We start from the raw sequence: 24,933 nt of genomic DNA, 5'->3' as shown, positions 1-24,933 counted from the left end.
TAGCGCCCTGTATCCTCAAGAGTTGCTGCTTCATGAATTATGCGTTTCCCCTGCTGGCCATTCTGATCTGGGCCGGCAACACCGTGATCACCAAAATGTCGGCCGGTGCGATCTTTCCCGCCGAGATCGGCTTCTATCGCTGGTTGCTGGCCGGGCTGTTGTTCACCCCATTCCTGCTGCGGCCGATGCTGCGCAATTGGCCGCAGATCCGCCCTAACCTGGGCAAGATCTTCGTGCTTGGCGTTCTGGGCATGGCGGTCTACCAGAGCCTGGCCTACTTCGCGGCGGCGATCACCAGTGCCACCAACATGGGCATCATCCTCTCGCTGATGCCATTGATGTCGCTGGCATTGGCCATCATCAGCCTTGGCCAGCGCCTGACTTACGGCGCATTGATCGGTGCAGTGGTGTCGTTTGTCGGCGTACTGCTGGTGGTTTCAGCCGGCAACCTCGCCGCGCTGCTGCAACATGGCGTCAATGGCGGCGATGCAATGATGCTGATCGCTACCCTGGCCTATGCGCTGTACAGCACCTTGTTGAAGAAATGGCAGCTGCGCTTGCCGCCCCTGGTTCTGCTCTACTTGCAGGTACTGGTAGCTATCATCGTGCTGTTTCCGCTGTTTCTGTTCTCGGAGAAGACCGGCCTTGGCATGGGCAACATCGGTTTGGTGCTGTATGCCTGCGTGCTGGCTTCGATGGTTGCGCCGCTGGTGTGGATGCAGGCCGTCAGCCGCCTCGGCCCCAGCCGCACGACGTTGTTCTTCAACCTATTGCCGGCCGTCACCGCAGTGATTGCTGCCCTGGTGCTGGATGAGCAATTAGCCATGTACCACCTGTTCGGAGGCCTGCTGACCCTGGCCGGGGTGATCCTTGCCGAGCGTTGGAAAACTCCGATGCGCCGCGTCAGCGCTACAGTCCCGCAGCCTTGAGCCGCTCGGCATGCTCGGTAAACAGACGCACCGGGTCGGCGCCCTTGCCCACCGCACCGAGTGACTGATTGACGATATCCAGATGGTCGAGCGGATAGTCATCGCCGATCACCTGGCCCAGATGCGAGCTGTAGCGCCCGACCATGCCATCACAGTGCCCCGCCTCACGGACGAAGGTTCGCGCAAACAGCCGACAGAAGCGATTACTGCCATCCAGGCGGTTCAGGCCAGTGTCGGTCAACCCCGGTTGCAACGTGCCTGACCAGGAGTAGTAACGTACGCCGTTGACCTCGGCAGGCCCCTCACCACCCCAAGTGCTCGGCAAGCCCTGTGGATAAGCCTGATTGAACAGGGCAACCCCGGCGCAGGTCAGGGAGTGGTGCGAGGCGTGCACATCAATCGGCAAGCTTGGCCCGCGCCAGCCGGTCTCCAGCCACCCCATCAGTACGCCAAGCGCATGCAATACCGCCTTGAGCAAGCGCCCACGGGCAGAATCGGCCGGGTATTTCTCGTGAAGGTAATCGGCCAGCTCAGAGCCATGATTGGGACCGGCAATGGAGGTCACCGAAGCCACCCATTCCGGCCGTTTGGCTGCCGCATAGCGCGCCGTCAGTGCGCCCTGACTATGGCCGAGCAAATTGACCTTGTCGGCACCGGTGCGCTGGCGGATGTCTTCGATGATCTGCAGCAACTGCTCGCCGCGCACCTCACAGGAGTTGAGCGGCGACACCTGGATGGCAAAGACCTTGGCCCCACCGCGGCGCAACGCCGAGACAATGCCAAACCAATAGGGATACAACAGCAGGCGGACGAAGCCGAGCATGCCTGGCACCAGCACCAGTGGATAACGCGTGGCAAGCCCTTGGGCCATGGCTGCAATCCCCATTCCGTGGTCAATCACCCAACACTACAGGCACTGCAATAACAACCGCAATCGAACTCCCGGCGTTACTTGCGGTTCCAACCTTGTAGACCCTCAGCAAGGAGCTGGACCATGTACAAACAGACCCTGGCAATCCTCCTGACCACCACCGCCCTGGCCGCCTGCGGTAGCCGCCCGGAGAACCCGGTGGACTATGTCACCTACCGTGACGAACCCTTGGTCAAACAGGTAGAAGATGGCATGACCATGCAACGGGTGATCGCCATCGGTGGCAGTCCGTCGACGGTCATCGACCTGCCCCACGGCGGCACCTGCAACAACTACATCCTCAACCGCGATGGTCACCAACAGCCCTACTACGTGCGCTTTGACGCCACTGGCCATGTCGATGCCAAGGGCTTCAAGAGCTGTGAACAACGTCAGCAAGATGACAAGGCCGTCGAGCAAGCCGAATCCAAGGTGTAAACCCGATAGCTACAGCAAATCCCCGTTTTCAGCCTGGAGATGATGATGAGCACCGTCGAACTTACCGATGTCAAAACCCTGCGCGAGCGAGCCCGTCAGCATGTCGAGCAAGGCGCCGTGACCGAGGGCTACAATGCCGACCGGGAAAAAATCCTGCGTCTGCTCAACGAGTCGCTGGCCACCGAATGGGTGTGCGCCCTGCGCTACAAACGCCACTACTACATGGCCAGCGGGATCAAAGCCAGCGTTGCCGCCGAGGAGTTCCTCGAGCATGCCACCCAAGAGCTGGAGCATGCCGACAAGTTGGCCGAACGCATCGTGCAGTTGGGTGGCGAACCGGATCTGAACCCCGACAACCTGAGCAAGAACTCCCACGCTCAGTACGTCGCGGGCAAGAACCTCAAGGAAATGGTGCTCGAAGACCTGGTGGCCGAACGGATCGCCATCGACAGCTATCGCGAGATCATTCAATACATCGGTGAATCAGACCCAACCACCCGACGCATTTTCGAAGATATCCTGGCTCAGGAAGAAGAGCACGCGGACGATATGGCGGATCTGCTCAAGGGTCTTTGAGCCTCTTCGTGGGGCAAGCCCCGCACAGGTCCAAATAGCTTGTTGTGGGTGCGGATTCACCGGGACGTCGGACCGGTGAATCCCCACCCACATAACTTTTAGCCCGCCTTCACCGCCCGCGGTGCTTTCCCCGACTTCATCTGCTCTAGCAATGGCGTGCATTGGTTGGGCACATCACCGCCCGGTGCGACCAATGCCAGCAGCCCCGCCGCCGGGCCGATCACCACCCCTAGCGGCAACCATTCCGGCGCCGCGCAGGGCCAGCGGCACCGCCTGCACACCCGCACTGGGCTTGGCAAACGGACCGCGTACGTACAATGGCGAGCGCAGCGATAACAGGCGCACCCCCTTGGACTCAGGATTGATCTTCAAGTCCAGCTGTTCGCTGGCGAAGTTGGCCGTGCCATTGATGTAGATAATCGCGTTCTCGGTATCGAAGACAAACAAACGGGTGGTCGCCAAGCCATCTTTGATACCGAAATCGGCGGCGGCACAGTTGATCTTCACTTCCTTGTCACCGAACAGTTGACCCACAACATAGTTGCCGACATTAAGCCCGGCGATCTCCATCAAGCCGCGGCTGATGGCGCCATCGTTGATCAACATCTTCAGATTGCCATTGGAGGTGGCCAGCAATGCCGCCACCGAATTACCCCGACCGCTGAGGTCGGCGTCACCGTTGAGTTGACCAAAGCTGGTCTTCATGGGCTCGAAGGTCGGGAACAGTTGCTTGAGCTTGAACCCGCGCGCGCTGAGTTGGGCGCGACCTTGCAAGGGCACCGCTCGCCCGTCCAGACGAACCTGGGCATCCAGCGTGCCACCCGCCACGCCAAAGCGCAGGGGTTCCAGACGCAGGACACCATCGTCCAGAACAAAGTGACTGGAGAGATCGGTGAACGGCAATTCCTCGCTGTGGACGATGCGCTTGCCACTGAAGGTCACGTCGGCATCCATGGTCCGCCAGCGTTCGGTGCGAAATTCCTCGACCGGCAGCACCTTGCCCGCCGGCTGCTTGCTGGCCCCGCCACGCGCCTTTTGCTCGGCGTTGGAGTCGGCACCGATCAGCGGCGCAAGGTCTTTGAACAGCAGCTGATTGGACACCAGCTTGCCACTGAGCTTGGGCCGCGGCTGACTGGAGACAAAACTCAGGTCGCCATGGATATCGCTGTCGCCGATCTTGCCGTTGAAGCCTTGGTAGCGGAACACCGCACCGCCTGGCTCGTGCAGCCTGGCCAACAGATGACCGTCGGTGGAATACGCCGGAGAGTCAGGCAGGGTCACGCCGGTCAATGGATAGAGGTTGCCCAGGCTCGCACCCGATAAACGCAGGCGCAGATCCAGTGCGCCTAAATTGCGCGGATCTGTCAACGTACCGGCCAGAGCGATGCGGGTGTCGGCGATCTGCAGGTCGGCCTGCAGCGGGAACGGCTGCGAGGCATCTTGCAGCGCCAGCAGGCCACCGATCTTGCCATTACCAGAGAGCGGCTGGCCCTTGTAGCGGCCTTTGACCTTGAGACCAAAGGCGTAATCCTGAGCAGCCCCAGACTTCTGCACGGTGGCTTTGCCGACAATGTCGCTGAACGGAATCGGCTTGCCTAACGGGTCGATCACCACATCGATGCTGGATTTCAGCGTCTGGTCGTCAACGCTCACCCGGCCCTGGTCGAATCCGATAGCACCGATATCCAGCACCCATGTCGACGGCTCGGCCTGCTCGTCCTTGGGCCCGAAATCAAACGTCCAGTTGGCCCGGCCATCGGCCAGGCGTTTGAGTTTGGCGCTCGGTTGGTTGAGATCGATGCGCGGGATGACGATCTGCTGGAACAGCAGCGGCAATGGCGCCAGGCGAAACTCGACGCGTTTGAGGCTCACCATTTGCGGCTCTTTGAGCCAGTCCGGGTTGCCCAGAGCCAGGTCCTCGGCGATGAAGTGCGGCCACGGCAGCCAGGCTCGCCAACCGCCCTGCTCTGGCTCCCGTTGCCAGCGCACGTCAAGGTTACCGTTGATGGCAAAAGGGCGATGCAGCGCTTCAGAGACCTTGGCATTGAGGGTCGGTTTGATCCGGTTCCAATCGAACGTCGCGATGACGATTACCAGGAGTGTCAGCACCAGCAGCAGGCTGGTAAGGGTCCAGATGAGGATTCTGGCGGGACGCGTCATTGCAAAATTCTCCTGACGCCCAGACAGCACAACTGGGCGAATTGATGGCACTTAATCATCGGACTGATGAAAACCTGAGGGGTTTAATTGATGAGGGAATTTCGTTGGTTTTTCCCGTTCCCCCATTAACCAGCGCCAGGTCAAACCCTTGCAGCAGCGGCCGAAAACGGCCGGTAGTCAACTTGAAAGCATTGATTTAGAGCCTTAGCCGCAAAGCATCAATTCCATCGATTGTCACCATTATCCTTATGAACTTCTATCTCTCGCCCCCAAGCGTAGCATTGGCCCCGTACCCACTTTCCAGCCCCATCAAGGAGCACCAAACCATGAAACGCCAATTGCTGCTGAGTCTGTCCCTGTCCCTCCTGGCTGCCAATGCCTTCGCCGTTCCCGCCAGCGAACAAAGTCTGACCGCCGAATCCCGCTCCAGTACCACAGTGATCTCGCAACCGCTGAACACCCTGGCCGAAGGTGGCTCGGATCGCTTGCTGGAACGCAATCGTGTCGCCGAAGGTGGCTCTGACCGCCTGCTGGAGCGCAACCGCGTCGCCGAAGGTGGCTCTGACCGCCTGCTGGAACGCAACCGCGTCGCAGAAGGTGGTTCTGACCGTCTGAAAGAGCGCTATCAAGTTGCCGAAGGGGGTTCTGACCGTCTGATCGAAAAGAACCAACGGGCGAGCTGAAGCCTATGCCAGACAACAAGAGATACCAGCGCTGTAGCAGCTCCCCTCCCAGCCCGGTCCATTGACCGGGCTTTGTTTTTCCGCGCGCAGGCTATTAGAGTGCAGGGCTGTTTCACTGCCAGCCGATACTCGCCATGCTGCCGCGCGCCGAACAAAAGCAACAAACCCGCCAAGCCCTGCTGGATGCCGCCCGCCACCTGATGGAAAGTGGCCGAGGCTTCGGCAGCATCAGCCTGCGTGAAGTGAGCAAAAGCGCCGGTATCGTGCCGACCGGCTTCTACCGCCACTTTTCCGATATGGACCAACTTGGCCTGGCCCTGGTCAATGAAGTCGGTGAAACCTTTCGCCAGACCATTCGCCTGGTGCGCCAGAACGAATTCGAACTTGGCGGCATTACCAACGCCTCGGTGCGGATCTTCCTCGATGTGGTGGCGGCCAATCGTCCGCAGTTCCTGTTCCTTGCACGCGAACAATATGGCGGCTCACAACCGGTACGCCAGGCGATTGCCACCCTGCGCCAGGGCATCAGCTCGGACCTTGCCACTGACCTTGCGCGCATGCCGCGTTGGCAGCACCTGGACAGCGACGCGCTGTCGGTCATTGCTGACCTCGTGGTGAAAACCGTGTTTGCGACCTTGCCAGAGCTGATCGATGAACCGGCTGATGGCGGTGCAGAGCCACTGAGCGCCCAGGACAAAATCATCCAGCAACTGCGCTTCATCTTTGTCGGCGCCAAACATTGGCAAGGGCTCAGCACCCTCTAGGGCTGAGCCATTTCCTGCTACCATGCGCGCAAACGCCTTGATTGCGACGATTTTTCTCCATGCCCGACCTTCGTACTGCCCAGCCCGAACTGCCCGCCCTGCTCGAACAGGCCCAGGCGCATTTTACCCAGCGCATAGTGCCGCTCTGGCAAGGCCCTGGCTGGAATGCAGAGATGGCCCTGCCTTACGAAGCGCTCGACCCGCAGCAGCAACCTCTGCCGGTGCAACGCTACCGGGCCATGGCTTGCGCTCGACAGTTGTACCTGTTTAGCAGCCGCATCGAGCAACCCGGGGCTCGTGAGCGCGCTGCAGCGCTGTTTCGTTCGTTGCAACGGCACTTTCACGATGCCGAACATGGCGGTTGGTTCTACAGCATCGATGCCCAGGGCAAACCACTGGATCGACGCAAAGACCTCTACACCCACGCCTTCATCACCTTTGCCTGCGCCCATTACTGGGGACAGGTTCGTGAGCAATTGGTCGAGTCCACCCTCAATGCCGCACTGAGCGTGGTCGCCGAACAATTCGCACGTGATGACGGCTTGTATGAAGCCAGCCTCGCTGAAGACTGGTCGGATCTGGCCAGCGGCCCCTTGCAGAACCCGCTGATGCATTTGGCTGAAGCCTTCCTCGCCACCCTCTCAGTACGCGACGACGCCGCTGTTGAAGACGCCTTGGTAAACCTGGCGACCGCCATGCAAACGCACTTCATCGACCCTGAACATGGGGTGATGCTGGAAAAGCCGCGAGGTGCTGTGGATAACTGGTTCGAGCCGGGCCATCAGTTCGAATGGTTCTACTTGCTGGAGTCTTCGCCGCTGCTGCGCGGTAGCGACCTGCATGCTTCGCTCAGCCGCGCGTTTGCCTACGCCGAACAACACGGCGTGAAACACACCGCAGTGCTGGCCACACTCAGCGCCGACGGCCAGATCCTTGATGCCACTCAGCGTATCTGGGCCCAGGCCGAGTACCTGCGCGCGCTGGCCTTGCGCTCGGACAATGCTGAGAAGGTCCTGGTCCAGCTCCAGGCGCTGCAGCAGCGCTTCCTGCATGCCGGAGGCTGGTATGAGTGCCGCGACGCCAGCGGCGCAGTCAGCCGCAGCGATATGCCGTCGACTACGCCCTACCATTTGGCGACCTGCCTACAAGGATTGCAAAAGCAGGTCTGACGCTATCGCCGGCAAGGCCCTCAAGCCTTGCCGGAACGATCGATCGAAAAACCGGCCCAGGCCTGACTCACCGGCATCAACTCAAGGCTGTTGATGTTGATATGCGCCGGCTGGTTCATGATCCAGAAGATGGTTTCAGCAATATCCTGCGGCTGAATCGCCTCGGCGCCGGCATAGGTTGCGTCATAGCGCGCCTGGTCGCCACCGAAACGCACCAGGGAAAACTCGCTTTCGCACAACCCCGGCTCAATGTTGCTGACACGTACACCCGTGCCTTGCAGGTCACAGCGCAAGCTCAAGGAGAACTGCCCAACAAACGCCTTGGTACCGCCGTACACATGGCTGCCCGGGTACGGATAGTTACCCGCCACTGAGCCGACGTTGAGAATGGTCGCGCCGCGGCCATGGGCGATCAGCCGGGGCAACAGCAGGCGGGTGCTGTACATCAGGCCTTTGATGTTGGTGTCGACCATGGTGTCCCAATCATCCAGATCGCACTGGGGCGCCGGGTCGGCACCCAGGGCCAACCCAGCGTTGTTGATCAGCCCGCGCAGTTTGGCGAATGCGGGTGGCAGCGTGGCAATCGCCGCTTCCATCGCCTTGCGATCACGTACGTCGAGGACCAGGCCATGTACTTCGGTCGTCTTCGACAGCTCTTCGCACAGCGCATCCAGGCGCTCCTGACGGCGACCGGTCAGCACCAGCGACCAGCCGGCTTCGGCGAACCGACGGGCACAGGCTTCGCCAAAGCCCGAGGTCGCACCAGTGATGAAAACGGTAGAGGTCATGCCTAACTCCTTGCAAGTCGAGATCACGGCTGAGCAGCATGCCCGCCGACAACGCCGCCAGCAAGCATAGCCGCACTGTACAAAAAACAATCAAATCCGCCAACACCTTGATTCATATGGCCTGCAGCAAACGTTACGCACCTTATCCACAGGCTCTTGCACACACTCTGGGGGCAACTCCACCCCCTGTAGGTCGGGCCCTCGGCTCGGATCGGCAAGTATTTTCCTTGACCGTCAGCCGGTAATTTGACCTCAACGCCCGCAAGCTTCCCGTTGAGGGATTTCCGATGGTGGCCCAACGCCTGTGAGTACGGCACTTTGCGCGTTCTTTCCAATGCTTGCCCACAGACTTATCCACAGGCTTCAGCGCGTGTTTTCAGGTCGGTTGCGCCACTTACAAAAGACTTGACATCGGCCGCTGAAAATCTTTGCAGAACACTTGGTCAAAAAATAACCATAACGCCGAAAGCCTTGAAAACAAAGGCCTACAGCAAGGTGCTACCAAGTTACCCACAGCCGCTTCCACACCAATGGTGGACAACTCAAACCCTCGAAAAAACAGCTGTTTGCAGCGACTTTGTGTCGCGCCTGAAAGGAAGTGCGCGTAAGGTTTTCCACAAAGTTGTGGAAAAAAAACGCCCTGCAATGCAGGGCGCTTTTAAGCCTGTGAATCAGTGTCCGCCAAGATAGGCGTTACGCACCTCCTCGTTGACCAACAGTTCTTGCCCAGTACCAGTTAGACGGATCTGTCCGTTGACCATCACGTAGGCACGGTCCGACAGCTTCAACGCATGGTTGGCGTTCTGCTCCACCAGGAAGATGGTCATGCCGGTCTTGGCCAGTTCACGCAAGGTAGAGAAGATCTGCTTGACCACGATCGGCGCCAGCCCCAGCGATGGTTCATCGAGCAGCAATAGCTTGGGCCGGCTCATCAATGCCCGGGCGATGGCAAGCATTTGCTGCTCACCGCCGGACATGGTCATGGCCCGCTGGTTGCGTCGCTCCTTGAGCCGTGGAAACAACTCGAACATGCGCTGCATGTCTTCGCCGGCGTGCTTGTCGCCGATAGGGATGGTGCCCATCATCAGGTTCTCTTCCACCGACATGTCCGGGAATACCCGACGCCCTTCCGGCGACTGGGCAATGCCGTTGGAGGCGATGTAATGGGAAGATTTATGGGTGATGTCCGTGCCGCGATAGACAATCTGCCCATTGGCCGCCCGCGGCTGACCAAAGATCGACATCAGCAGGGTCGATTTGCCGGCACCGTTGGAGCCGATCAAGCTCACCGTCTCACCTTCGTCGATATGCATCGAGACTTTCTTCAGCGCCTGGATCGGCCCGTAGAACACGTCCAGGTCCTTGAGTTCGAGAATGGGTGCAGTCATACCAGCTCCTCTTCGTCAGCACCCAGGTAGGCGGCGATCACCGTCGGGTTATTGCGGATGTCCTGTGGCGCGCCTTCGGCAATCACGTTGCCGTGATCGAGGACGACAATATGGTCGGAAATGCTCATGACCATACCCATGTCGTGCTCAATCAGCACAACCGTCAGGTCGTGTTCGTCGCGTAGCACCCGAATCATCTTGCTCAGGGCTTCGGTTTCTTGCGGGTTGAGGCCCGCTGCCGGTTCGTCCAGACAGATTATTTGCGGCCGTGTACACATCGCCCGGGCAATCTCCAGGCGCCGCTGCTGACCGTACGACAGCTCTCCAGCCAGGCGGTTGGCGCAATCGACCAGGTCGACCACTTCCAGCCAATAGAACGCATGATCGAGGGCATCGCTTTCAGCCTTTCGGTAGCCCTTGGTGTTGAGCACGCCAGCCAGCAAGTTGCGGTTGACCCACATGTGCTGGGCCACCAGCAGGTTCTCCACCACCGACATTTCCTTGAACAGGCGAATGTTCTGGAAGGTGCGCGCCAACCCGGCACGGTTGACCAGGTGAGTACCGCCAAACATCTTGTAGTGCAGGCGGCTGATAAAACGCTTGGGCGAAACGAAGTCACCCAACTGGAAGCGCTCGCCAAGCAACTGGATCACGTTGGTACGGGTACCGCGCAGGTTCAGTTCGATCTTGCCGCCACTGGCCTTGTAGAAGCCGGTCAAGCAGTTGAACACGGTGGTCTTGCCTGCACCGTTGGGGCCGATCAGGGCGAAGATCTGGTTGCGCTTGACCTTGAGGCTGACATCGCTGAGCGCCTTGATGCCACCAAAATGCATCATCAGGTGTTCGACCGAAAGAATCACGTCATTGCTCATGGCGCCACTCCTTTACGCGGGACTACACCGGTACGGCTGATACGAATCAGGCCGCGCGGTCTCCAGATCATCATCAACACCATGAGCACACCAAACAGCAGCACCCGGTACTCGGAGAAGCTGCGCAACAGCTCCGGCGCCACGGTCAGGACGAATGCCGCAATCACCACGCCAACCGTCGAGCCCATGCCGCCGAGTACCACGATGGCGAGAATCAGTGCCGACTCGAAGAAGGTGAATGACGACGGATTGACGAAGCCCTGATAGCTGGCGAAAAACACCCCGGCAAGGCCGGCAGTGGAGGCCCCCAGGGTGAATGCCGAGAGTTTGACCAGAACATGGTTCAAGCCCATTGAGCGGCAAGCGATTTCGTCTTCGCGCAGCGCTTCCCAGGCCCGGCCGACGGGCATACGGGTCAGCCGGTGCTTGATGTACAGCACCGCCAGCACCACCAGAAACAGCACGATGTAGATGAACAGGAACTTCACGTTAGGGTTGTAGGCAATGCCAAAGAACTCGTGGAACGGTATCCCCCCATCCTTGGCCCGGCGCCCGAACTCCAACCCCATGAAGGTCGGAGATGGCACCGGCATACCATTCGGGCCACCGGTAAACGACAGCCAGTTGTTCAGTATCAAGCGAATGATTTCGCCGAAGCCCAGGGTCACGATGGCCAGGTAGTCGCCGTGCATCCTCAACACAGGGAAGCCCAATATGCACCCGGCTAATGCGGCGGCGATTGCGGCCAGTGGCAACACGGTCCAGAAACCCAGGCCCAGGTACTGGTAGCCCAAGGCAAGGCCGTAGGCACCGATAGCGTAGAAAGCCACATAACCCAGGTCGAGCAAGCCGGCCAGGCCCACCACGATGTTCAGGCCAAGCCCCAGCAGGACATAGATCAGGCCGAGGATAACCACCGTCAGCAGGTACTTGTTGGCAAAGAACGGGAAGACAATGGCGATCACAATCAATGCCGGAATGATCCAGCGCAGCCGCGACTTGTAGTCCGGCGCCAGCACATGCACGCCGGAACCGCTGCCCTCAAAACCTTGCAGGATCGACTGGCCCTTGGGGGTCTGCAGGAACAGGCTGAGCAGGAAGCGCCCGGCCATGACGCCAGCCACCAGCCAGGCGACGCGGGTCGGTTCCATATTGAAGCTGTAGCCGTCGAGCACCACGCCGACGATGGGCCCGAAAACAATCAGGGAAATCAGCCCGGCGAGAATCGCATCGATCAGGCTGCGCTTTAGATCGAATGAAGCGGTTTTGGCAGCAGACATACTTACACCTTCGCCACGAGAGGGCGACCCAGCAGGCCTTGGGGACGGAAGATCAGAATCAGCACCAGCAGGGAGAAACTGAACACGTCTTTGTAGTCGGAGTTGATCAACCCGGAGAACAACGACTCGGAGATACCGAGGATGATCCCGCCGAGCATCGCGCCTGGCAGCGAACCGATGCCACCCAGTACCGCTGCGGTGAAGGCCTTGATACCGATGATGAAGCCGGCATAGAAGTCGAAGGTGCCGTAGTTCATGGTGATCAGCACACCCGCCAGCGCGGCCATCACCGCACCAATGACGAATACGTAGGAGATCACTCGGTCAGTGTTGATCCCCAGGATCGAGGCCATCTTGCGGTCCTGCTGGGTAGCACGGCACATGCGCCCCAACTTGGTGAACTTGATGATGTAGGTCAGCGCGGCCATACCGACGAACGCGGCAATCAGGATGAAGATCTTGGTGTAAGTCAGCTGAACGAAACCGCTACCCACTTCCAGGCGCCAGGCACCTTCGAGCAGCGTCGGTACGCCTTGCTGGCGTGCACCCTGGCTGATCTGCGCGTAGTTCTGCAGGATCAGCGAAATACCGATGGCACTGATCAAGGGCGCCAGGCGGGTGGAGTTGCGCAGGGGTTTATAGGCGATGCGCTCGATGGTCCAGCCATAAACGCCTGTCACCACGACCGTGAAGATCAGCGTCCCGAGCATCAACAACGGGAAGGATTCGATACCGAAGTACGCCAGCAATGCCAGGCTGATCGCCGCCAGGTAAGCGGAAATCATATACACCTCGCCGTGCGCGAAGTTGATCATGCCGATAATGCCATAGACCATTGTGTAGCCGATGGCGATCAGACCATAGACAGACCCCAGGGTCAGTCCATTGATCAGTTGCTGCAAAAAAATACCATCCATAACGCAATCTCACGTATTTGAGATTGCACAAGCGCCGACTACGGTGAGCCCCGGATGAAGCGGCCCTCGCAGCGCAGGGTTGTGCATATCTACGAGAAAAGACAGGTACGGCGCAAAACCGGGTAGCGACCCGGGCAAGCGCCCGGGTCGGATACCGTTGTTATTTTTGTTTTTCCAGCTGGTGGTATTTGCCGTCTTTGTCCCACTGGTAGACCACGTAGTCGGAAACAGTCAGGTCGCCTTTGGCGTCCCACTTCTTCTCGCCCATCACGGTTTTCACCGGGTTGGCCTTGAGCCACTTGGCAGCGTCTTCGCCCTTGTTCGACTTGGCGCCATTGAAGGCTGCAGCCAAGGCTTGAACCGACGCGTAGGCGTACAGGGTGTAGCCTTCAGGCTCGGTCCCCGCTTTGCGGAAGGCATCCACCACTGCCTTGCTCTCTGGCAGCAGGCGTGGGTCGGCGCCGAAGGTCATGTACACGCCATCGACGTACTGCGCGCCACCGGCAGTGGTGACCAGTTCGTCGGTAACGATGCCGTCGTCGGACATGAACTTGACGTCTTTCAAGCCCTGCTCACGCATCTGCCGAACCAGTGGACCGGCTTCCGGATGCAGGCCACCGAAGTAAACGACGTCGGCACCGGCGGCGCGGATCTTGGTGACCACGGCGCTGAAATCCTTCTCGCCGCGGGTCAGGCCTTCGTACAGCACCGGGGTTACGCCACGCTTGGCCAGTTGCGCTTTGGTGGCATCCGCCAGGCCCTGGCCGTAGGTGTCCTTATCGTGCAGGACCACCACTTTCTTGCCTTTGAGCACGTCAACGATGTAGTCGCCAGCTACGATGCCTTGCTGGTCGTCACGCCCGCACATGCGGAACATGCCGGTGAGGCCGCGCTCGGTAACCTGTGGGTTGGTCGAACCCGGGGTGATCGCGATGATCCCGGCTTCGTCATACACCTCGGAAGCGGGAATGGTGTTGGACGAGCAGAAGTGCCCAACCACGCCAGCCACCTTGTCCTGGTCAACCAGACGGTTGGCGACGGCGACGGCCTGCTTCGGTTCACAGGCGTCATCGCCTTTGACCAGAACAATTTTCTCGCCATTGACCCCACCCGCGGCGTTGACAGCATCTGCCGCCGCTTGGGCACCTTTCATGTACTGCTCACCAAACGCTGCGTTGGCACCGGTCATCGGGCCTGCTACACCGATCTTGATGTCGGCCTGAACATACGAAGAAACACCCAGCGCCGTAGCTACGGCAAGGGCCAAAAAGCCTTTCTTGTAAAACGTCTGCGACATGAGGTGGTGCTCCTTGGAGTTTTTTTGGTTGGCACTACAACTTTCAGCAATTGCTCTGAGCAAGGGCCGTGCCATTGGTTTTTTATTCTGGAAAAACTCATGAAGAACTTACCGCAGCCCTGATCGCGTCCCTTTTTTACTGGCTGTGCAACCGTCTGCCGCAAGGCAAGCGCCACCGCACGCAAGGCAAAAGAGCAACCATCAAGTGCCATCATTGCAACCCCAGTAAGTGTTTACGTGCAACCAGCCTGTAACAGCATGCGTAACCGAACTGCACATCCTTGGTGCGTGACTGCTACAGCGGGCACCCTTACAGGCTAGTCGCTGATTGCAAAAGCGCCGCTCGCGCATGGCTGCTACGGATGTACCCGAAGCCCAGCCGCCCACCTGCGGAAAAAGGCTGGCACAATGACCTGGTCTGTGTGTCATTGCTGCTGGCAGTTGATGGCGCGCGCCCTTTACGGAGCCCCTTATGAGCGAGAGCGCCTTCGCCGATCGCATCGTGCAGAACCTGCTCGACACGGATTTCTACAAGCTGAGCATGATGCAGGCGGTACTGCACAACTACCCCAACGTCGAGGTTGAATGGGAGTTCCGCTGCCGCAATGGCGAAGACCTGCGCCCCTATCTGGCGCAGATACGCGAGCAGATCGAGAAACTCTGTGAACTGAGCCTGGCTAATGGTCAATTGGACTTTCTGGAACAAATCAGCTTCATCAAGCCGGACTTCCTGCGTTTTCTCGGCTTGTTCCGCTTCAACTTGCGTTACTTGCAACTGGGCATCGAGAACGATCAGTTTTACCTGCGTCTACGTGGCCCGTGGCTACATGTCATCCTCTTCGAGGTGCCGCTGCTGGCGATCATCAGCGAAGTGCGCAACCGCCATCGCTACCCCCAGGTCAAGCTCAGCGAAGCCCGCGACCAGCTCTACCGCAAGTTCGACTGGCTCAGGGCACATGCCAGCAGCGAGGAACTGGCTGAGTTGCAAGTGGCAGACTTTGGCACCCGCCGACGCTTCTCCTACAAGGTTCAGGAAGAAGTCGTGCGGGTGCTTAAGGAAGACTTTCCGGCACGCTTCGTCGGCACCAGCAACGTCCACCTGGCACGAAAACTGGATATCAAGCCCTTAGGGACTATGGCCCATGAGTGGATCATGGCCCACCAACAATTGGGCCCACGGCTGATCGACAGCCAGATTGCCGCCCTCGACTGTTGGGTCCGTGAATACCGTGGCCTGCTCGGTATCGCTCTGACCGACTGCATCACCATGGATGCCTTCCTCGGCGATTTTGACCTGTTCTTCGCCAAACTGTTCGACGGTCTGCGCCATGACTCGGGGGATCCGGTGCTCTGGGCGGAAAAGGCCATCGCCCACTACCGCAAGCTGGGAATCGACCCGATGACCAAGACCCTGGTGTTCTCCGACGGCCTGAACCTGACCAAGTCCCTGGAGATTTTCCGTGCCCTGCGTGGGCGGATCAACGTCAGCTTCGGTATTGGCACCAACCTCACCTGTGACATTCCCGGGGTGGCGCCGATGAGCATCGTGCTTAAAATGACCGACTGCAACGGCCAGCCTGTCGCCAAGATTTCCGACGAGGCCGCCAAGACTCAATGTCGCGACGAAAACTTCGTTGCCTACCTGCGCCACGTCTTCAAAGTGCCCAAGGAGTAATTCATGCAAGCCGTCCAGCGAGAGATTGCGCAAGCGCTCAAGGTCCAGCCGCCGTTCGCCGACCGCGCCGCGCTAGATGCCGAAGTGACCCGGCGCGTGGCGTTCATCAAGCAGTGCCTGAACAACGCGCGTCTGAAAACCCTGGTGCTGGGCATCAGTGGTGGTGTCGATTCGCTGACCGCAGCACTGCTGGCGCAACGGGCGATCAACGAGCTGCGCAGCGAGACCGGTAACCCGGACTATCGCTTCATCGCCGTTCGCTTGCCTTACCACGTGCAGCATGACGAGCATGACGCCCAGGCTTGTCTGGAGGTGATCAAGCCGGATGAACTGCACACGGTGAACATTGCGCCTGCCGTCCAGGCGTTGAGCAAAGAGGTGCAAGCACTGGAGAACGGCCAGCCGGCCATGGTCGACTTCGTGACCGGCAACACCAAGGCGCGCATGCGCATGGTCGCGCAGTACACCATCGCCGGTGCTCGTCAGGGCCTGGTAATCGGCACAGACCATGCTGCCGAAGCGGTGATGGGCTTCTTCACCAAATTCGGTGATGGTTCCTGCGACCTGGCACCCTTGAGCGGGCTGGTGAAAAACCAGGTACGCGACATCGCGCGCAGCTTTGGCGCCCCAGAGTCCCTGGTAGAGAAAGTACCGACCGCCGACCTCGAAGACCTCGCGCCAGGCAAACCGGACGAAGCGTCGCATGGCGTGACCTACGCGCAGATCGATGCCTTCCTGCACGGCGAGCCGGTCAGTGAGGAGGCGTTTGCAATTATCAAGGGGACGTACGAGAAGACCCAACACAAGCGCGAGATGCCGTTCGCACCGTAAGGCATCTAATTCTGTGGGAGCGGAGGAATCCGCTCTCACAGGTTCAAACCATTACTTCAGCGTAACAGTGCCTTTCATCATCGAGATGTGGCCTGGGAACGAGCAGAAGAAGCCATATTTTTCGTTGGCGTCGAGCTTGGATACATCAAAGGTCACCGAATCGCTTTCCTTGGCGCCGATCACTTTGGTGTGAGCGATAACACGAGTATCGCCTTCTTTCAGGTACTGCTTGTCGATACCAGCGCTCAGGCCGTCGGTGGCAATCGGCTGCATGTCAGCCTCTTTACTGATTACCAGGTTGTGGCCCATCACGTTCTTCGGCAACGAGCCGGAGTGCGTCAGTTCAACAGTAAAAGTCTTGCAGCTCTTGTCGATTTCGATGGCCTTGGTGTTGAAAGACATCTGATCGGTGGAGTCGACCGTGACCTTACACTCAGCGGCAAATACCTGAGTGCTGGCGAGGGTCAGCAAGGATACGGCTACAACTTTGGCAAACATCGTGAATCTCCTTGGCAGGGTTTTATCAGTTTGCAGACTGCCTGAAAGCGTGAGGCGAACCCATGATATGGATCAAGTGCTGGCCAAGCGCCATAGGCGGTAAATTCGGTCTATGGATTGTATACATGAAATCTAAGTGCCCATCATGCACCTTTGCGGGAGGATGAGACAACCTCTCACTAAGGAGTCAATGAACATGACTTTCGCAAACTTCATGAACAGCCTATTGGCCGCCTATGCCTGCGGCGCTGCAGGGGCGTCCTGCGAATTTGCTCGAACAGAGTAGCTGCATTAGCCAAACGACAGACTTGGAAGCGACCGGCCAGCGCCTTACTCTGTGCGCGCTTGTAACCGGAGAAAAGCAATGCCTGTACGTTCCGTTTGTGTGTTCTGTGGCGCCAGCACCGGCGTCAACCCGGCCTATCGTGAAGCCGCAATCGCCCTCGGCCAAACGATTGCCCAACGCGGCCTGACCTTGGTGTATGGCGGCGGCGCGGTTGGCCTGATGGGCATCGTTGCTGACGCCGCCATGGCGGCCGGCGGCGAAGTGATCGGGATTATCCCCGAAGCGCTGAAAAACGCCGAGGTCGGCCATACCGGTCTGACGCGCCTGGAAGTCGTCGATGGCATGCATGCGCGCAAAGCACGCATGGCTGAACTGAGTGACGCGTTCGTAGCCTTGCCCGGTGGCCTGGGCACCCTGGAAGAACTGTTCGAAGTCTGGACCTGGGGCCAACTGGGCTACCACGCCAAGCCATTGGGCCTGCTCGACGTCAATGGTTTCTACAGCAAGCTGGGCAGTTTCCTCGATCACGTGGTGGAAGAAGGCTTCGTCCGCCCACAGCACCGCGCCATGTTGCAATTGGCCGATTCACCCAGCGAGCTGTTGGATGCCATGGACAGCTTCCAAGCCCCCGTCGTACCTAAATGGGTCGACAAGAAACCGGATTAAAACTGCCCCTCCTCCACCGGCATGACCGTGACCTGCACCTGCGGGTCATGGTTGCCCCCGCCGAGGATCACCCCGCGCAAGGGCGACACATCGGAAAAATCCCGGCCCCAGGCCAGAGTGATGTGCTCCAACCCAGGCCGCAGGTTGTTGGTCGGGTCGAAATCAACCCATCCCTGCGTTGGACAGAACACCGAAACCCAGGCATGGGACGCATCAGCACCGACCAACCGGGGTTGCCCTGGCGGCGGCCGAGTCAACAGATAGCCACTGACGTAGCGCGCTGCCAGGCCTCGCGAGCGCAGGCAAGCGAGCATGAGGTGGGCGAAGTCCTGACAGACACCGCGACGGCGCTCCAGCACCTGCACCAACGGCGTAGCAACCTGGGTCGCCTCGGCATCGAAGGTGAACTCGGTATAGATCTTTTCCATTAATGCCTGGGCGCCAGTCAGTAACGGTTGCCCAGGGGCAAAGCACGACGCACTGAACGCTACGAAGCGCTGCTTGAGACGCACATAGGGCGACTCGAATCGGTAGCGACAGGCCTGCAGATGTTCATCCGATCGCGGTTGAGCGGCATAGCTCAGCGCATCACGCACCTGCTCCCAGGCGGGAGAGGCACTCAACTGCGGCTCGGCACGCGGCAAGACTTCAATCTGCAAGCGCGCCACCACCCGCAACTGATCATGCTGACGTTCAAAGGCCAGCCGCGTAAGCGGGTTACCGAAGACATCCCATTCATCACGTCGCTGGGTCGGCATCGGGCTGACCTGTAAGACCTGCGCCGTGCAACGTTGCCAAGCACAGGGCCGCGGCCATAGATGCGCCAGTTGTTGGGCCAGCGAGACCGGGCTGTCATAACGGTAATGGGTGTCGTGAATGACCTGGTAATGAGCGCTCATCAGACCGACACCGTTTGCTGGCTGACATCGTCGACATGGGCGAAATGACGCAAGGCCAGGCGCTCGGAAATCTCACCGCTGGCCACGGCGATGTCGTGTAACAGATCGGCCAGGCCAAGCAGCACCGCGTGAATGCTGGCACTGCCGAACAGCGAATCCTCGAGGCTGCGCAAATCAAAATGCTTGAGTTGTTCGGCCAGCAACGCCAGACCAGGATCCACGCTGCCAGCGAACTCGGCGCACAAACGTCGATAGGCGCGCACCAGCAATTTGAGCTGGAACAGCACCGCATGAGGGTTCTGCTCATCGAGCAGCAAGAGGTCGAGCACCGGAATCAACTGGGCCACCGCCAGGTAGCGTGAGCGATAGGTAATACTGCTGTTACCCAACTCCAGCAGCCACTCCAGCCCGGCCTGATCGAACACCGCAGGCCCCCGCAGAAAGGCCGCCAAGCTGCTGCACAGAGACTGCAGACGCTCGATGCGCCGGCCGATCATCAAGAAGCGCCAGCCCTCGTCGCGGGTCATGTCATCCAAGGCAAACCCGGACAGCGCCGCCATGGACATCACCAGGCGGTTGAGAAAATCCACCTGTTCACCAAAGTCTGCAGCGTCATCATCAAGGCTGCGCGATTCGCGCTGTAACTCCACCAGCGCCTGCCAGTTTTCGCGCGAAAGCTTGCCGCGTACTTGCGAAGCCGCCCACTGCAAACGCTGCAAATTGGCATTGAGGCTGAAAGCCCAGTCGCTGTCGGCCAGAGCTGTACGCAAGCGCTCGGGCAATGTGCCCTCCTCTGGCAGTAACGCCAGTTCATCGGCCAGACTCACCGCGGCCTGCAGTGCCAAGGGGTCATCGCCGTCCAGATACCGGGTGAGAATGATCCGCAGCAAGCGAGCGCTGGCGTCGCAGCGTTCGCAATAGCGCCCGTACCAGAACAGGTTCTCCACCACGCGCGAAGGCAGGAATGGGTCCTGGCGAACCAGGTCTGCCACCCGCAAATCACGCTGACTGCGCCACGGCTCACCGACCGCTGCCGCTTCACCCAGCACCCACGTGTCTTTGCTGGCACCGCCGCGCTGCATTGACACCACCTCAGCGTCGGCAAGGGCCGCGACCCGCGTCAAGCCACCAGGCAACACGCGGTACCCTTGCGCCGACGCCACTGCATACACGCGCATGCCGATAGCCCGAGACTGCAACTGGCCCGTGTCCTGCTGCCAGACCGGCGCCTGGGACAGCTGCGCCAGCTCCTGGGCAACATAGGCATAGGGACGCGCCTGAATCCGCTCGGCCAAGGCTTGGCGCTGAGCACTGTCCAGGTCACGGCCGAACACCGGCCTGAAGCTCTGGGAAGGAAACGCCGACTTGACCAGTAACTGCGGTAATTGCTCCAGCGCCCGCGCCATCACTGCAGGTTCCCCGCACCACCAGGTGGCAATCGATGGCAGGCTGAGCGCTTCGCCAAACAGACGCTGATTGATCGCAGGTAAAAAGCCGAGCAATCCGGGCGACTCCAGCACGCCGCTGCCCAAGGCATTAGCCACCAACACCCGACCCTGGCGCACTGCATCGAGCAGTCCCGGCACACCCAGAGCGGAATCGGTGCGCAGCTCCAGCGGGTCGCAGAAGTCATCATCCAGGCGGCGCATGATCGCGTGAACACGGCGCAGGCCGCTGAGCGTCTTGAGGTACACCGTGGCATCGCGCACGGTCAGGTCACTGCCCTCTACCAACGGATACCCCAGCTGACGCGCCAGATACAAATGTTCGAAATAGCTTTCGTTGAACCGCCCCGGTGTCAGCAGGACCACCAAGGGTGGCTCTGTATCGTTGGGTGCCAGGCGGATCAGGGTTTGCTGCAAAGTCCGGAAAAAACCCGCCAGATGCTGCACCTGCAGATCCCGGTACAACTCCGGCAAGGCCCGTGAAACGATGGTGCGGTTCTCCAGCGCATAGCCGGCCCCGGACGGTGCCTGGGTGCGGTCGGCGGTCACCCACCAACGTCCGTCCGGCGCCCGCGCCAGATCAACCGCATACACATGCAGAAACGTCCCGTCGGGCGGGCATATACCTTGGCACGGCCAAAGGAAATTGTTATGCCCGTAAACCAGTTCAGCCGGCAGCATGCCGTCGCTGATCAGGCGTTGTGGCCCGTAGATGTCTGCCAGTACGGCATTGAGCAACCGAGCGCGCTGGGCGACGCCTGCAGCCAGCTGCTGCCATTCGCCAGCAGGCAACACATGCGGCAAAAGATCGAGTTCCCAGGGGCGATCAGCGCCCTTGGGGTCGGCATAAATGTTGTAGGTGACGCCGTTTTCCTGCAACTGCCGGGTCAACGAAGCCTGGCGCTGTGCCAACTGCGCCGGACCGCTGCGTTGCAGATAGTCGCACACCGGCTGCCAATGGCCACGAACCTTGCCTTGGGCTGCGAGCATTTCGTGGTAAGCACCCGCTTGCAGCGGGTAGGCATCAAACAAGTCAGGCATGGCAGTGCTCGAAGGCCACAGGTCAATGTCAGAGTAGCGCTCAGTGACGGCGCAGATCCAGAGTAAAGGGCATTTGTGGATCGATCTGGAGCATCGGCACCGGCAACTTGCCGGGACTGTGCCCAAGGCGGAAAAAACGTGCCTGGCGCCGGCTCTGGGCTTCGTTGGCATTAACCGGTTGGCTGTCGTAATTGCGCCCGCCAGGATGGGCTACGTGGTACTGACACCCGCCCAACGAGCGCCCCATCCAGGTGTCGAGCACATCGAAGACCAGCGGCGCATGCACCGGGATGGTCGGCTGCAGGCAGTTGGCCGGTTGCCAGGCGCGATAACGCACGCCCGCAACGAATTCACCGACTCGCCCGGTAGCCTGCAACGGCACGGCGACACCGTTACACGTCAGCCGATAGCGCTCGGCGCTCATGCCAGTGACCTTGACCTGCAGGCGTTCCAGCGACGAATCGACATAGCGCACGTTGCCACCTGCACCGCCCTCCTCACCCAGCACATGCCAGGGCTCCAGGGCCTGGCGGAACTCAAGTTCGATGCCATTGACCGCGTAGTCGCCCACCTTGGGAAAACGGAACTCAAAATGCGCGGCGAACCATTCGGCACGCAAGGGGTAACCGGCGGCATTGAGCTCGACCAGCACATCGGCAAAATCCTGCTCAATGAAATGCGCCAGCATGAAGCGATCGTGCAACTCAGTACCCCAACGGACCAAGCGGGTCGGTGCATAGGGCTCACGCCAGAAACGCGCCACCAATGCCCGCAGCAACAGCTGCTGGAGCAGGCTCATGCGCGCATGCGGCGGCATCTCGAAAGCCCGCAACTCCAGCAGGCCCAAGCGCCCGGCCGGGCCATCCGGCGAATACAGCTTGTCGATGCAGAATTCGGCGCGATGGGTGTTGCCGGTCACATCAATCAGCAAGTTGCGCAGCAGTCGGTCCACCTGCCACGGTGCGCAGGACTCACCAGGCTCGGGCATCTGCGCGAAGGCAATTTCCAGTTCGTACAGCGCGTCGTTGCGCGCCTCATCCACCCGTGGCGCCTGAGACGTCGGACCGATGAACAGGCCAGAAAACAGATAGGACAACGACGGATGGTTGTGCCAATAACTGATCAGGCTGCGCAACAGGTCTGGCCGACGCAGAAACGGTGAGTCCTGCGGTGTTGCACCGCCAAGCACCAGGTGATTGCCGCCCCCCGTGCCGGTGTGGCGACCGTCGATCATGAATTTTTCACTGATCAATCGCGTCTGCCGGGCCTGTTCGTAAAGAAATTCGGTGCGTTCGACCAGCTCATCCCAACTGGCTGACGGCTGCACGTTGACCTCGATCACGCCTGGGTCCGGGGTCACCTTGAAGTTAACCAGCCGCGGGTCAGCGGGCGGTTCGTAGCCTTCGAGGATCACCGGGCAATTGAGTTCAGACGCGCTTGCCTCAATCACTGCCACCAGCTCAAGGTAGTCTTCCAGTCGCGAGAGTGGCGGCATGAACACGTACAGGCGCCCGTCCCTGGGTTCGGCACATAACGCCGTACGGGTCAGCCAGTCGGCTGAGGCATCGGCCTTCGGCGCCGGCAGCTCCTGTTCATCCACTTCATGAGCCACACTGGCCGCGGCCAATACGTCACGGCCGGGCAAGTCACCGAGTAGCTGATTAGGATCAGTCGGATGTACATAGGGATACTCTGCCGCACTGACCCAAGGCTGCGCCGCCAGCGGCAGGCGATAACCCAACGCTGAATCACCGGGCACCAGCCGGCAATGTTCATCGCGCAGGTACCAACGCCCGCTCTGCCAGCGTTGCTCATCGGCACTGCGCGCCAGCGGCAGGACCTGACCGATGACCTGATCGAGGCCCTGGCCAAACACCTTGCGCAGCCGTACGCGCTCCATCTCATCATCCAGCCGCGCATCCTCGACGCTGACATTGGACGGCAACCCACCTTCGCGCCATAGGTAGTACAGCGCATCTTCGTAGGCTGGGAATACGTAACGGCCGGGCAACTTCAGCCGTTCGGCAACGCTGGCGAGAAAGCGCCCGGCCAACTGACTGTCGGCACCATAGTCTTCCTGCTCTCGGGCAATCAGTGCTGGATTGCGCCACACTGGCTCGCCGTCACGGCGCCAAAAGCAGTTCAACGACCAACGCGGCAGTTGCTCACCCGGGTACCACTTGCCCTGCCCAAAGTGCACCAGCCCCTTGGGTGCATAGTGCTGATACAGACGCTGGAACAACTCACTGGCCAGGCGACGCTTGTTCGGCCCCAGCGCCGTGGTGTTCCATTCAGCGCCGTCGGGGTCATCAAGGGCAACGAAGGTCGGCTCACCGCCCATGGTCAGGCGCACATCCGCCGCTTTTAGATCCGTGTCGACCTGACGCCCAAGGGTGACGATCGCCTGCCACTGCTCATCGCTATAAGGCAGCGTTACCCGCGGTGACTCCCACAACCGCTCGACACGCATGTCATGGGTGAAAGTACAGTCACAGGGTTCGACCAGCCCGCTGATAGGCGCCGCAGAGGTTGGGTCAGGGCTACAGGCCAATGGGATATGGCCTTCACCGGCAAATAGCCCGGACGTCGCATCCAGGCCGATCCAGCCCGCGCCGGGCAGGTAGACCTCGCACCAGGCGTGCAGGTCGGTGAAGTCTTCATCGGCACCAGAGGGCCCATCAAGGGCTTTGATATCGGCACTCAGTTGAATCAAATACCCGGAAACAAAGCGCGCCGCCAGGCCAAGATGACGCAGCAGTTGCACCAACAGCCAGGCCGAGTCGCGGCAGGAGCCCGAGCCAAGCTCCAGGGTCTGCTGCGGTGTTTGTACACCGGGTTCGAGCCGGATCAGGTAGCTAATGTCCAGACTCAGGCGCTGATTGAGGGCAACCAGAAAATCGACGCTGGGCTGAGGGCTGCGATCAATGCTCTGCAGGTAATCGGCGAACGCGGGGGTCAGCGGCAATTGCTCCAGGTAGGGCATCAGCTCGTGGCGTTCGTCCTTGGCATAGTTGAAGGGAATCTGCTCAGCGTAGGGCTCAAGAAAGAAGTCGAAGGGGTTGAACACCGCCATTTCGACAACCAGGTCGACTTCTATCCGTAGCTGGTCGGTTTTCTCCGGGAACACCAGGCGAGCCAGGTAATTGCCCTGGGGGTCTTGCTGCCAGTTGATGAAATGCCCGTCCGGCTGCACGTTCAACGCATAGGAGAGAATCCGTGTACGACTGTGGGGCGCCGGACGCAGACGGACGATCTGTGGCCCCAACTCGACAGCGCGGTCGTAACGGTACTCGGTGACATGGTGCAAGGCGACATGGATCGACACGGCGGGCCTCCTGCGAGCCTGGACGGTAGCAGAGCCGCGCAAGACCTGTGCCAGGTGACCAGTTCCACGATTGCTCCGCGCAACCTGCTCAGGTGC

Annotated in this window: 20 protein-coding genes and 1 pseudogene; 9 read left to right on the top strand and 12 right to left on the bottom strand. The window is 60.0% G+C overall.

The features are described from left to right. Positions 1-32 precede the first annotated feature (32 nt). A complete protein-coding gene (locus ACQRAX_RS18090) occupies positions 33-929 on the top strand; it encodes a DMT family transporter (RefSeq protein WP_412040623.1) in 897 nt (298 codons plus the stop codon). Here ACQRAX_RS18090 and ACQRAX_RS18085 read toward each other — a convergent pair. Beyond that, the gene (locus ACQRAX_RS18085) at positions 910-1,800 is read right to left on the bottom strand and encodes a lipase family alpha/beta hydrolase (RefSeq protein ID WP_412040622.1); all 891 of its coding nucleotides are present in this window, start codon (positions 1,798-1,800) and stop codon (positions 910-912) included. The genes ACQRAX_RS18090 and ACQRAX_RS18085 overlap by 20 nt on opposite strands. A 123-nt stretch (positions 1,801-1,923) precedes the next feature. Between ACQRAX_RS18085 and osmE the strand changes: the two genes are divergently transcribed. Both osmE and ACQRAX_RS18075 read left to right on the top strand, forming a co-directional pair. Beyond that, positions 1,924-2,277 (top strand): osmotically-inducible lipoprotein OsmE, encoded by a 354-nt coding sequence (gene osmE / locus ACQRAX_RS18080; protein WP_412040621.1) that lies wholly within the window; start codon positions 1,924-1,926, stop codon positions 2,275-2,277. Between the two features lie 45 nt (positions 2,278-2,322). Next, complete coding sequence (locus ACQRAX_RS18075) at positions 2,323-2,853, top strand: ferritin-like domain-containing protein (protein ID WP_400172227.1); 531 nt, start codon at positions 2,323-2,325, stop codon at positions 2,851-2,853. Between the two features lie 98 nt (positions 2,854-2,951). Here the strand turns inward: ACQRAX_RS18075 and ACQRAX_RS18070 are convergent. After that, positions 2,952-5,013: pseudogene (locus ACQRAX_RS18070) on the bottom strand (AsmA family protein). Positions 5,014-5,339: 326 nt separating this feature from the next. Between ACQRAX_RS18070 and ACQRAX_RS18065 the strand changes: the two are divergent. From ACQRAX_RS18065 to ACQRAX_RS18055, 3 genes are all read left to right on the top strand, one after another. Further along, positions 5,340-5,696: a hypothetical protein gene (locus ACQRAX_RS18065; protein WP_412040620.1), complete on the top strand. Its 357-nt coding sequence runs from the start codon at positions 5,340-5,342 to the stop codon at positions 5,694-5,696. A gap of 134 nt (positions 5,697-5,830) precedes the next feature. Then, positions 5,831-6,460 (top strand): TetR family transcriptional regulator, encoded by a 630-nt coding sequence (locus tag ACQRAX_RS18060; RefSeq protein ID WP_412040619.1) that lies wholly within the window; start codon positions 5,831-5,833, stop codon positions 6,458-6,460. Between the two features lie 59 nt (positions 6,461-6,519). Beyond that, positions 6,520-7,629 carry an AGE family epimerase/isomerase gene (locus ACQRAX_RS18055; protein ID WP_412040618.1) on the top strand — a complete coding sequence of 370 codons (1,110 nt, stop codon included), beginning with the start codon at positions 6,520-6,522 and terminating at the stop codon, positions 7,627-7,629. Between the two features lie 20 nt (positions 7,630-7,649). Here ACQRAX_RS18055 and ACQRAX_RS18050 read toward each other — a convergent pair whose 3' ends face one another. The 6 genes from ACQRAX_RS18050 to ACQRAX_RS18025 all read right to left on the bottom strand — a co-directional run bounded on the left by ACQRAX_RS18050 (position 7,650) and on the right by ACQRAX_RS18025 (position 14,171). After that, positions 7,650-8,417 (bottom strand): SDR family oxidoreductase, encoded by a 768-nt coding sequence (locus ACQRAX_RS18050; protein WP_412040617.1) that lies wholly within the window; start codon positions 8,415-8,417, stop codon positions 7,650-7,652. 671 nt (positions 8,418-9,088) lie between these two features. Continuing rightward, a complete protein-coding gene (locus tag ACQRAX_RS18045) occupies positions 9,089-9,805 on the bottom strand; it encodes an ABC transporter ATP-binding protein (protein ID WP_412040616.1) in 717 nt (238 codons plus the stop codon). Continuing rightward, positions 9,802-10,677 carry an ABC transporter ATP-binding protein gene (locus ACQRAX_RS18040; protein WP_412040615.1) on the bottom strand — a complete coding sequence of 292 codons (876 nt, stop codon included), beginning with the start codon at positions 10,675-10,677 and terminating at the stop codon, positions 9,802-9,804. The genes ACQRAX_RS18045 and ACQRAX_RS18040 overlap by 4 nt, the downstream gene beginning before the upstream one ends. Then, the gene (gene livM, locus ACQRAX_RS18035; protein ID WP_412040614.1) at positions 10,674-11,957 is read right to left on the bottom strand and encodes a high-affinity branched-chain amino acid ABC transporter permease LivM; all 1,284 of its coding nucleotides are present in this window, start codon (positions 11,955-11,957) and stop codon (positions 10,674-10,676) included. Before livM ends, ACQRAX_RS18040 begins: the two co-directional genes overlap by 4 nt. Before the next feature lie 2 nt (positions 11,958-11,959). Beyond that, positions 11,960-12,874 (bottom strand): ABC transporter permease subunit, encoded by a 915-nt coding sequence (locus ACQRAX_RS18030; RefSeq protein ID WP_045182200.1) that lies wholly within the window; start codon positions 12,872-12,874, stop codon positions 11,960-11,962. Between the two features lie 160 nt (positions 12,875-13,034). Beyond that, complete coding sequence (locus ACQRAX_RS18025; RefSeq protein ID WP_412040613.1) at positions 13,035-14,171, bottom strand: branched-chain amino acid ABC transporter substrate-binding protein; 1,137 nt, start codon at positions 14,169-14,171, stop codon at positions 13,035-13,037. 472 nt (positions 14,172-14,643) lie between these two features. Between ACQRAX_RS18025 and pncB the strand changes: the two genes are divergently transcribed. Together pncB and nadE are read left to right on the top strand one after the other, a co-directional pair. Then, positions 14,644-15,846 (top strand): nicotinate phosphoribosyltransferase, encoded by a 1,203-nt coding sequence (pncB, locus tag ACQRAX_RS18020; RefSeq protein ID WP_412040612.1) that lies wholly within the window; start codon positions 14,644-14,646, stop codon positions 15,844-15,846. Between the two features lie 3 nt (positions 15,847-15,849). Continuing rightward, positions 15,850-16,677 (top strand): ammonia-dependent NAD(+) synthetase, encoded by an 828-nt coding sequence (gene nadE, locus ACQRAX_RS18015; protein WP_412040611.1) that lies wholly within the window; start codon positions 15,850-15,852, stop codon positions 16,675-16,677. 51 nt (positions 16,678-16,728) lie between these two features. Here nadE and azu read toward each other — a convergent pair whose 3' ends face one another. Then, positions 16,729-17,175: an azurin gene (gene azu / locus ACQRAX_RS18010; protein ID WP_412040610.1), complete on the bottom strand. Its 447-nt coding sequence runs from the start codon at positions 17,173-17,175 to the stop codon at positions 16,729-16,731. A gap of 364 nt (positions 17,176-17,539) precedes the next feature. Between azu and ACQRAX_RS18005 the strand changes: the two genes are divergently transcribed. Further along, the gene (locus ACQRAX_RS18005) at positions 17,540-18,127 is read left to right on the top strand and encodes a TIGR00730 family Rossman fold protein (protein WP_412040609.1); all 588 of its coding nucleotides are present in this window, start codon (positions 17,540-17,542) and stop codon (positions 18,125-18,127) included. Here the strand turns inward: ACQRAX_RS18005 and ACQRAX_RS18000 are convergent. Genes ACQRAX_RS18000 through ACQRAX_RS17990 form a run of 3 tightly spaced genes read right to left on the bottom strand, consistent with a single transcriptional unit; the run spans position 18,124 to position 24,837 of the window. After that, positions 18,124-19,026: a transglutaminase family protein gene (locus ACQRAX_RS18000; protein ID WP_412040608.1), complete on the bottom strand. Its 903-nt coding sequence runs from the start codon at positions 19,024-19,026 to the stop codon at positions 18,124-18,126. The genes ACQRAX_RS18005 and ACQRAX_RS18000 overlap by 4 nt on opposite strands. Further along, positions 19,026-21,512, bottom strand: coding sequence for a circularly permuted type 2 ATP-grasp protein (locus ACQRAX_RS17995; protein WP_412040607.1), 2,487 nt, complete (start codon positions 21,510-21,512; stop codon positions 19,026-19,028). The genes ACQRAX_RS18000 and ACQRAX_RS17995 overlap by 1 nt, the downstream gene beginning before the upstream one ends. A gap of 40 nt (positions 21,513-21,552) precedes the next feature. Further along, positions 21,553-24,837: a DUF2126 domain-containing protein gene (locus tag ACQRAX_RS17990; protein WP_412040606.1), complete on the bottom strand. Its 3,285-nt coding sequence runs from the start codon at positions 24,835-24,837 to the stop codon at positions 21,553-21,555. Positions 24,838-24,933 lie beyond the last annotated feature (96 nt).

The organism is Pseudomonas sp. UM16, from assembly GCF_050312595.1.
Classification (GTDB): Bacteria; Pseudomonadota; Gammaproteobacteria; order Pseudomonadales; family Pseudomonadaceae; genus Aquipseudomonas.
This window is presented reverse-complemented; position numbering and strand designations above follow the sequence as displayed.

Excerpts from the sequence above, each read along its gene's own strand:
- ACQRAX_RS18090 (WP_412040623.1), top strand. The coding sequence starts at position 33 with ATGAATTATGCGTTTCCCCTGCTGGCCATTCTGATCTGGGCCGGCAAC.
- ACQRAX_RS18085 (WP_412040622.1), bottom strand. The coding sequence starts at position 1,800 with ATGGCCCAAGGGCTTGCCACGCGTTATCCACTGGTGCTGGTGCCAGGC.
- osmE (WP_412040621.1), top strand. The coding sequence starts at position 1,924 with ATGTACAAACAGACCCTGGCAATCCTCCTGACCACCACCGCCCTGGCC.
- ACQRAX_RS18075 (WP_400172227.1), top strand. The coding sequence starts at position 2,323 with ATGAGCACCGTCGAACTTACCGATGTCAAAACCCTGCGCGAGCGAGCC.
- ACQRAX_RS18065 (WP_412040620.1), top strand. The coding sequence starts at position 5,340 with ATGAAACGCCAATTGCTGCTGAGTCTGTCCCTGTCCCTCCTGGCTGCC.
- ACQRAX_RS18060 (WP_412040619.1), top strand. The coding sequence starts at position 5,831 with ATGCTGCCGCGCGCCGAACAAAAGCAACAAACCCGCCAAGCCCTGCTG.
- ACQRAX_RS18055 (WP_412040618.1), top strand. The coding sequence starts at position 6,520 with ATGCCCGACCTTCGTACTGCCCAGCCCGAACTGCCCGCCCTGCTCGAA.
- ACQRAX_RS18050 (WP_412040617.1), bottom strand. The coding sequence starts at position 8,417 with ATGACCTCTACCGTTTTCATCACTGGTGCGACCTCGGGCTTTGGCGAA.
- ACQRAX_RS18045 (WP_412040616.1), bottom strand. The coding sequence starts at position 9,805 with ATGACTGCACCCATTCTCGAACTCAAGGACCTGGACGTGTTCTACGGG.
- ACQRAX_RS18040 (WP_412040615.1), bottom strand. The coding sequence starts at position 10,677 with ATGAGCAATGACGTGATTCTTTCGGTCGAACACCTGATGATGCATTTT.
- livM (WP_412040614.1), bottom strand. The coding sequence starts at position 11,957 with ATGTCTGCTGCCAAAACCGCTTCATTCGATCTAAAGCGCAGCCTGATC.
- ACQRAX_RS18030 (WP_045182200.1), bottom strand. The coding sequence starts at position 12,874 with ATGGATGGTATTTTTTTGCAGCAACTGATCAATGGACTGACCCTGGGG.
- ACQRAX_RS18025 (WP_412040613.1), bottom strand. The coding sequence starts at position 14,171 with ATGTCGCAGACGTTTTACAAGAAAGGCTTTTTGGCCCTTGCCGTAGCT.
- pncB (WP_412040612.1), top strand. The coding sequence starts at position 14,644 with ATGAGCGAGAGCGCCTTCGCCGATCGCATCGTGCAGAACCTGCTCGAC.
- nadE (WP_412040611.1), top strand. The coding sequence starts at position 15,850 with ATGCAAGCCGTCCAGCGAGAGATTGCGCAAGCGCTCAAGGTCCAGCCG.
- azu (WP_412040610.1), bottom strand. The coding sequence starts at position 17,175 with ATGTTTGCCAAAGTTGTAGCCGTATCCTTGCTGACCCTCGCCAGCACT.
- ACQRAX_RS18005 (WP_412040609.1), top strand. The coding sequence starts at position 17,540 with ATGCCTGTACGTTCCGTTTGTGTGTTCTGTGGCGCCAGCACCGGCGTC.
- ACQRAX_RS18000 (WP_412040608.1), bottom strand. The coding sequence starts at position 19,026 with ATGAGCGCTCATTACCAGGTCATTCACGACACCCATTACCGTTATGAC.
- ACQRAX_RS17995 (WP_412040607.1), bottom strand. The coding sequence starts at position 21,512 with ATGCCTGACTTGTTTGATGCCTACCCGCTGCAAGCGGGTGCTTACCAC.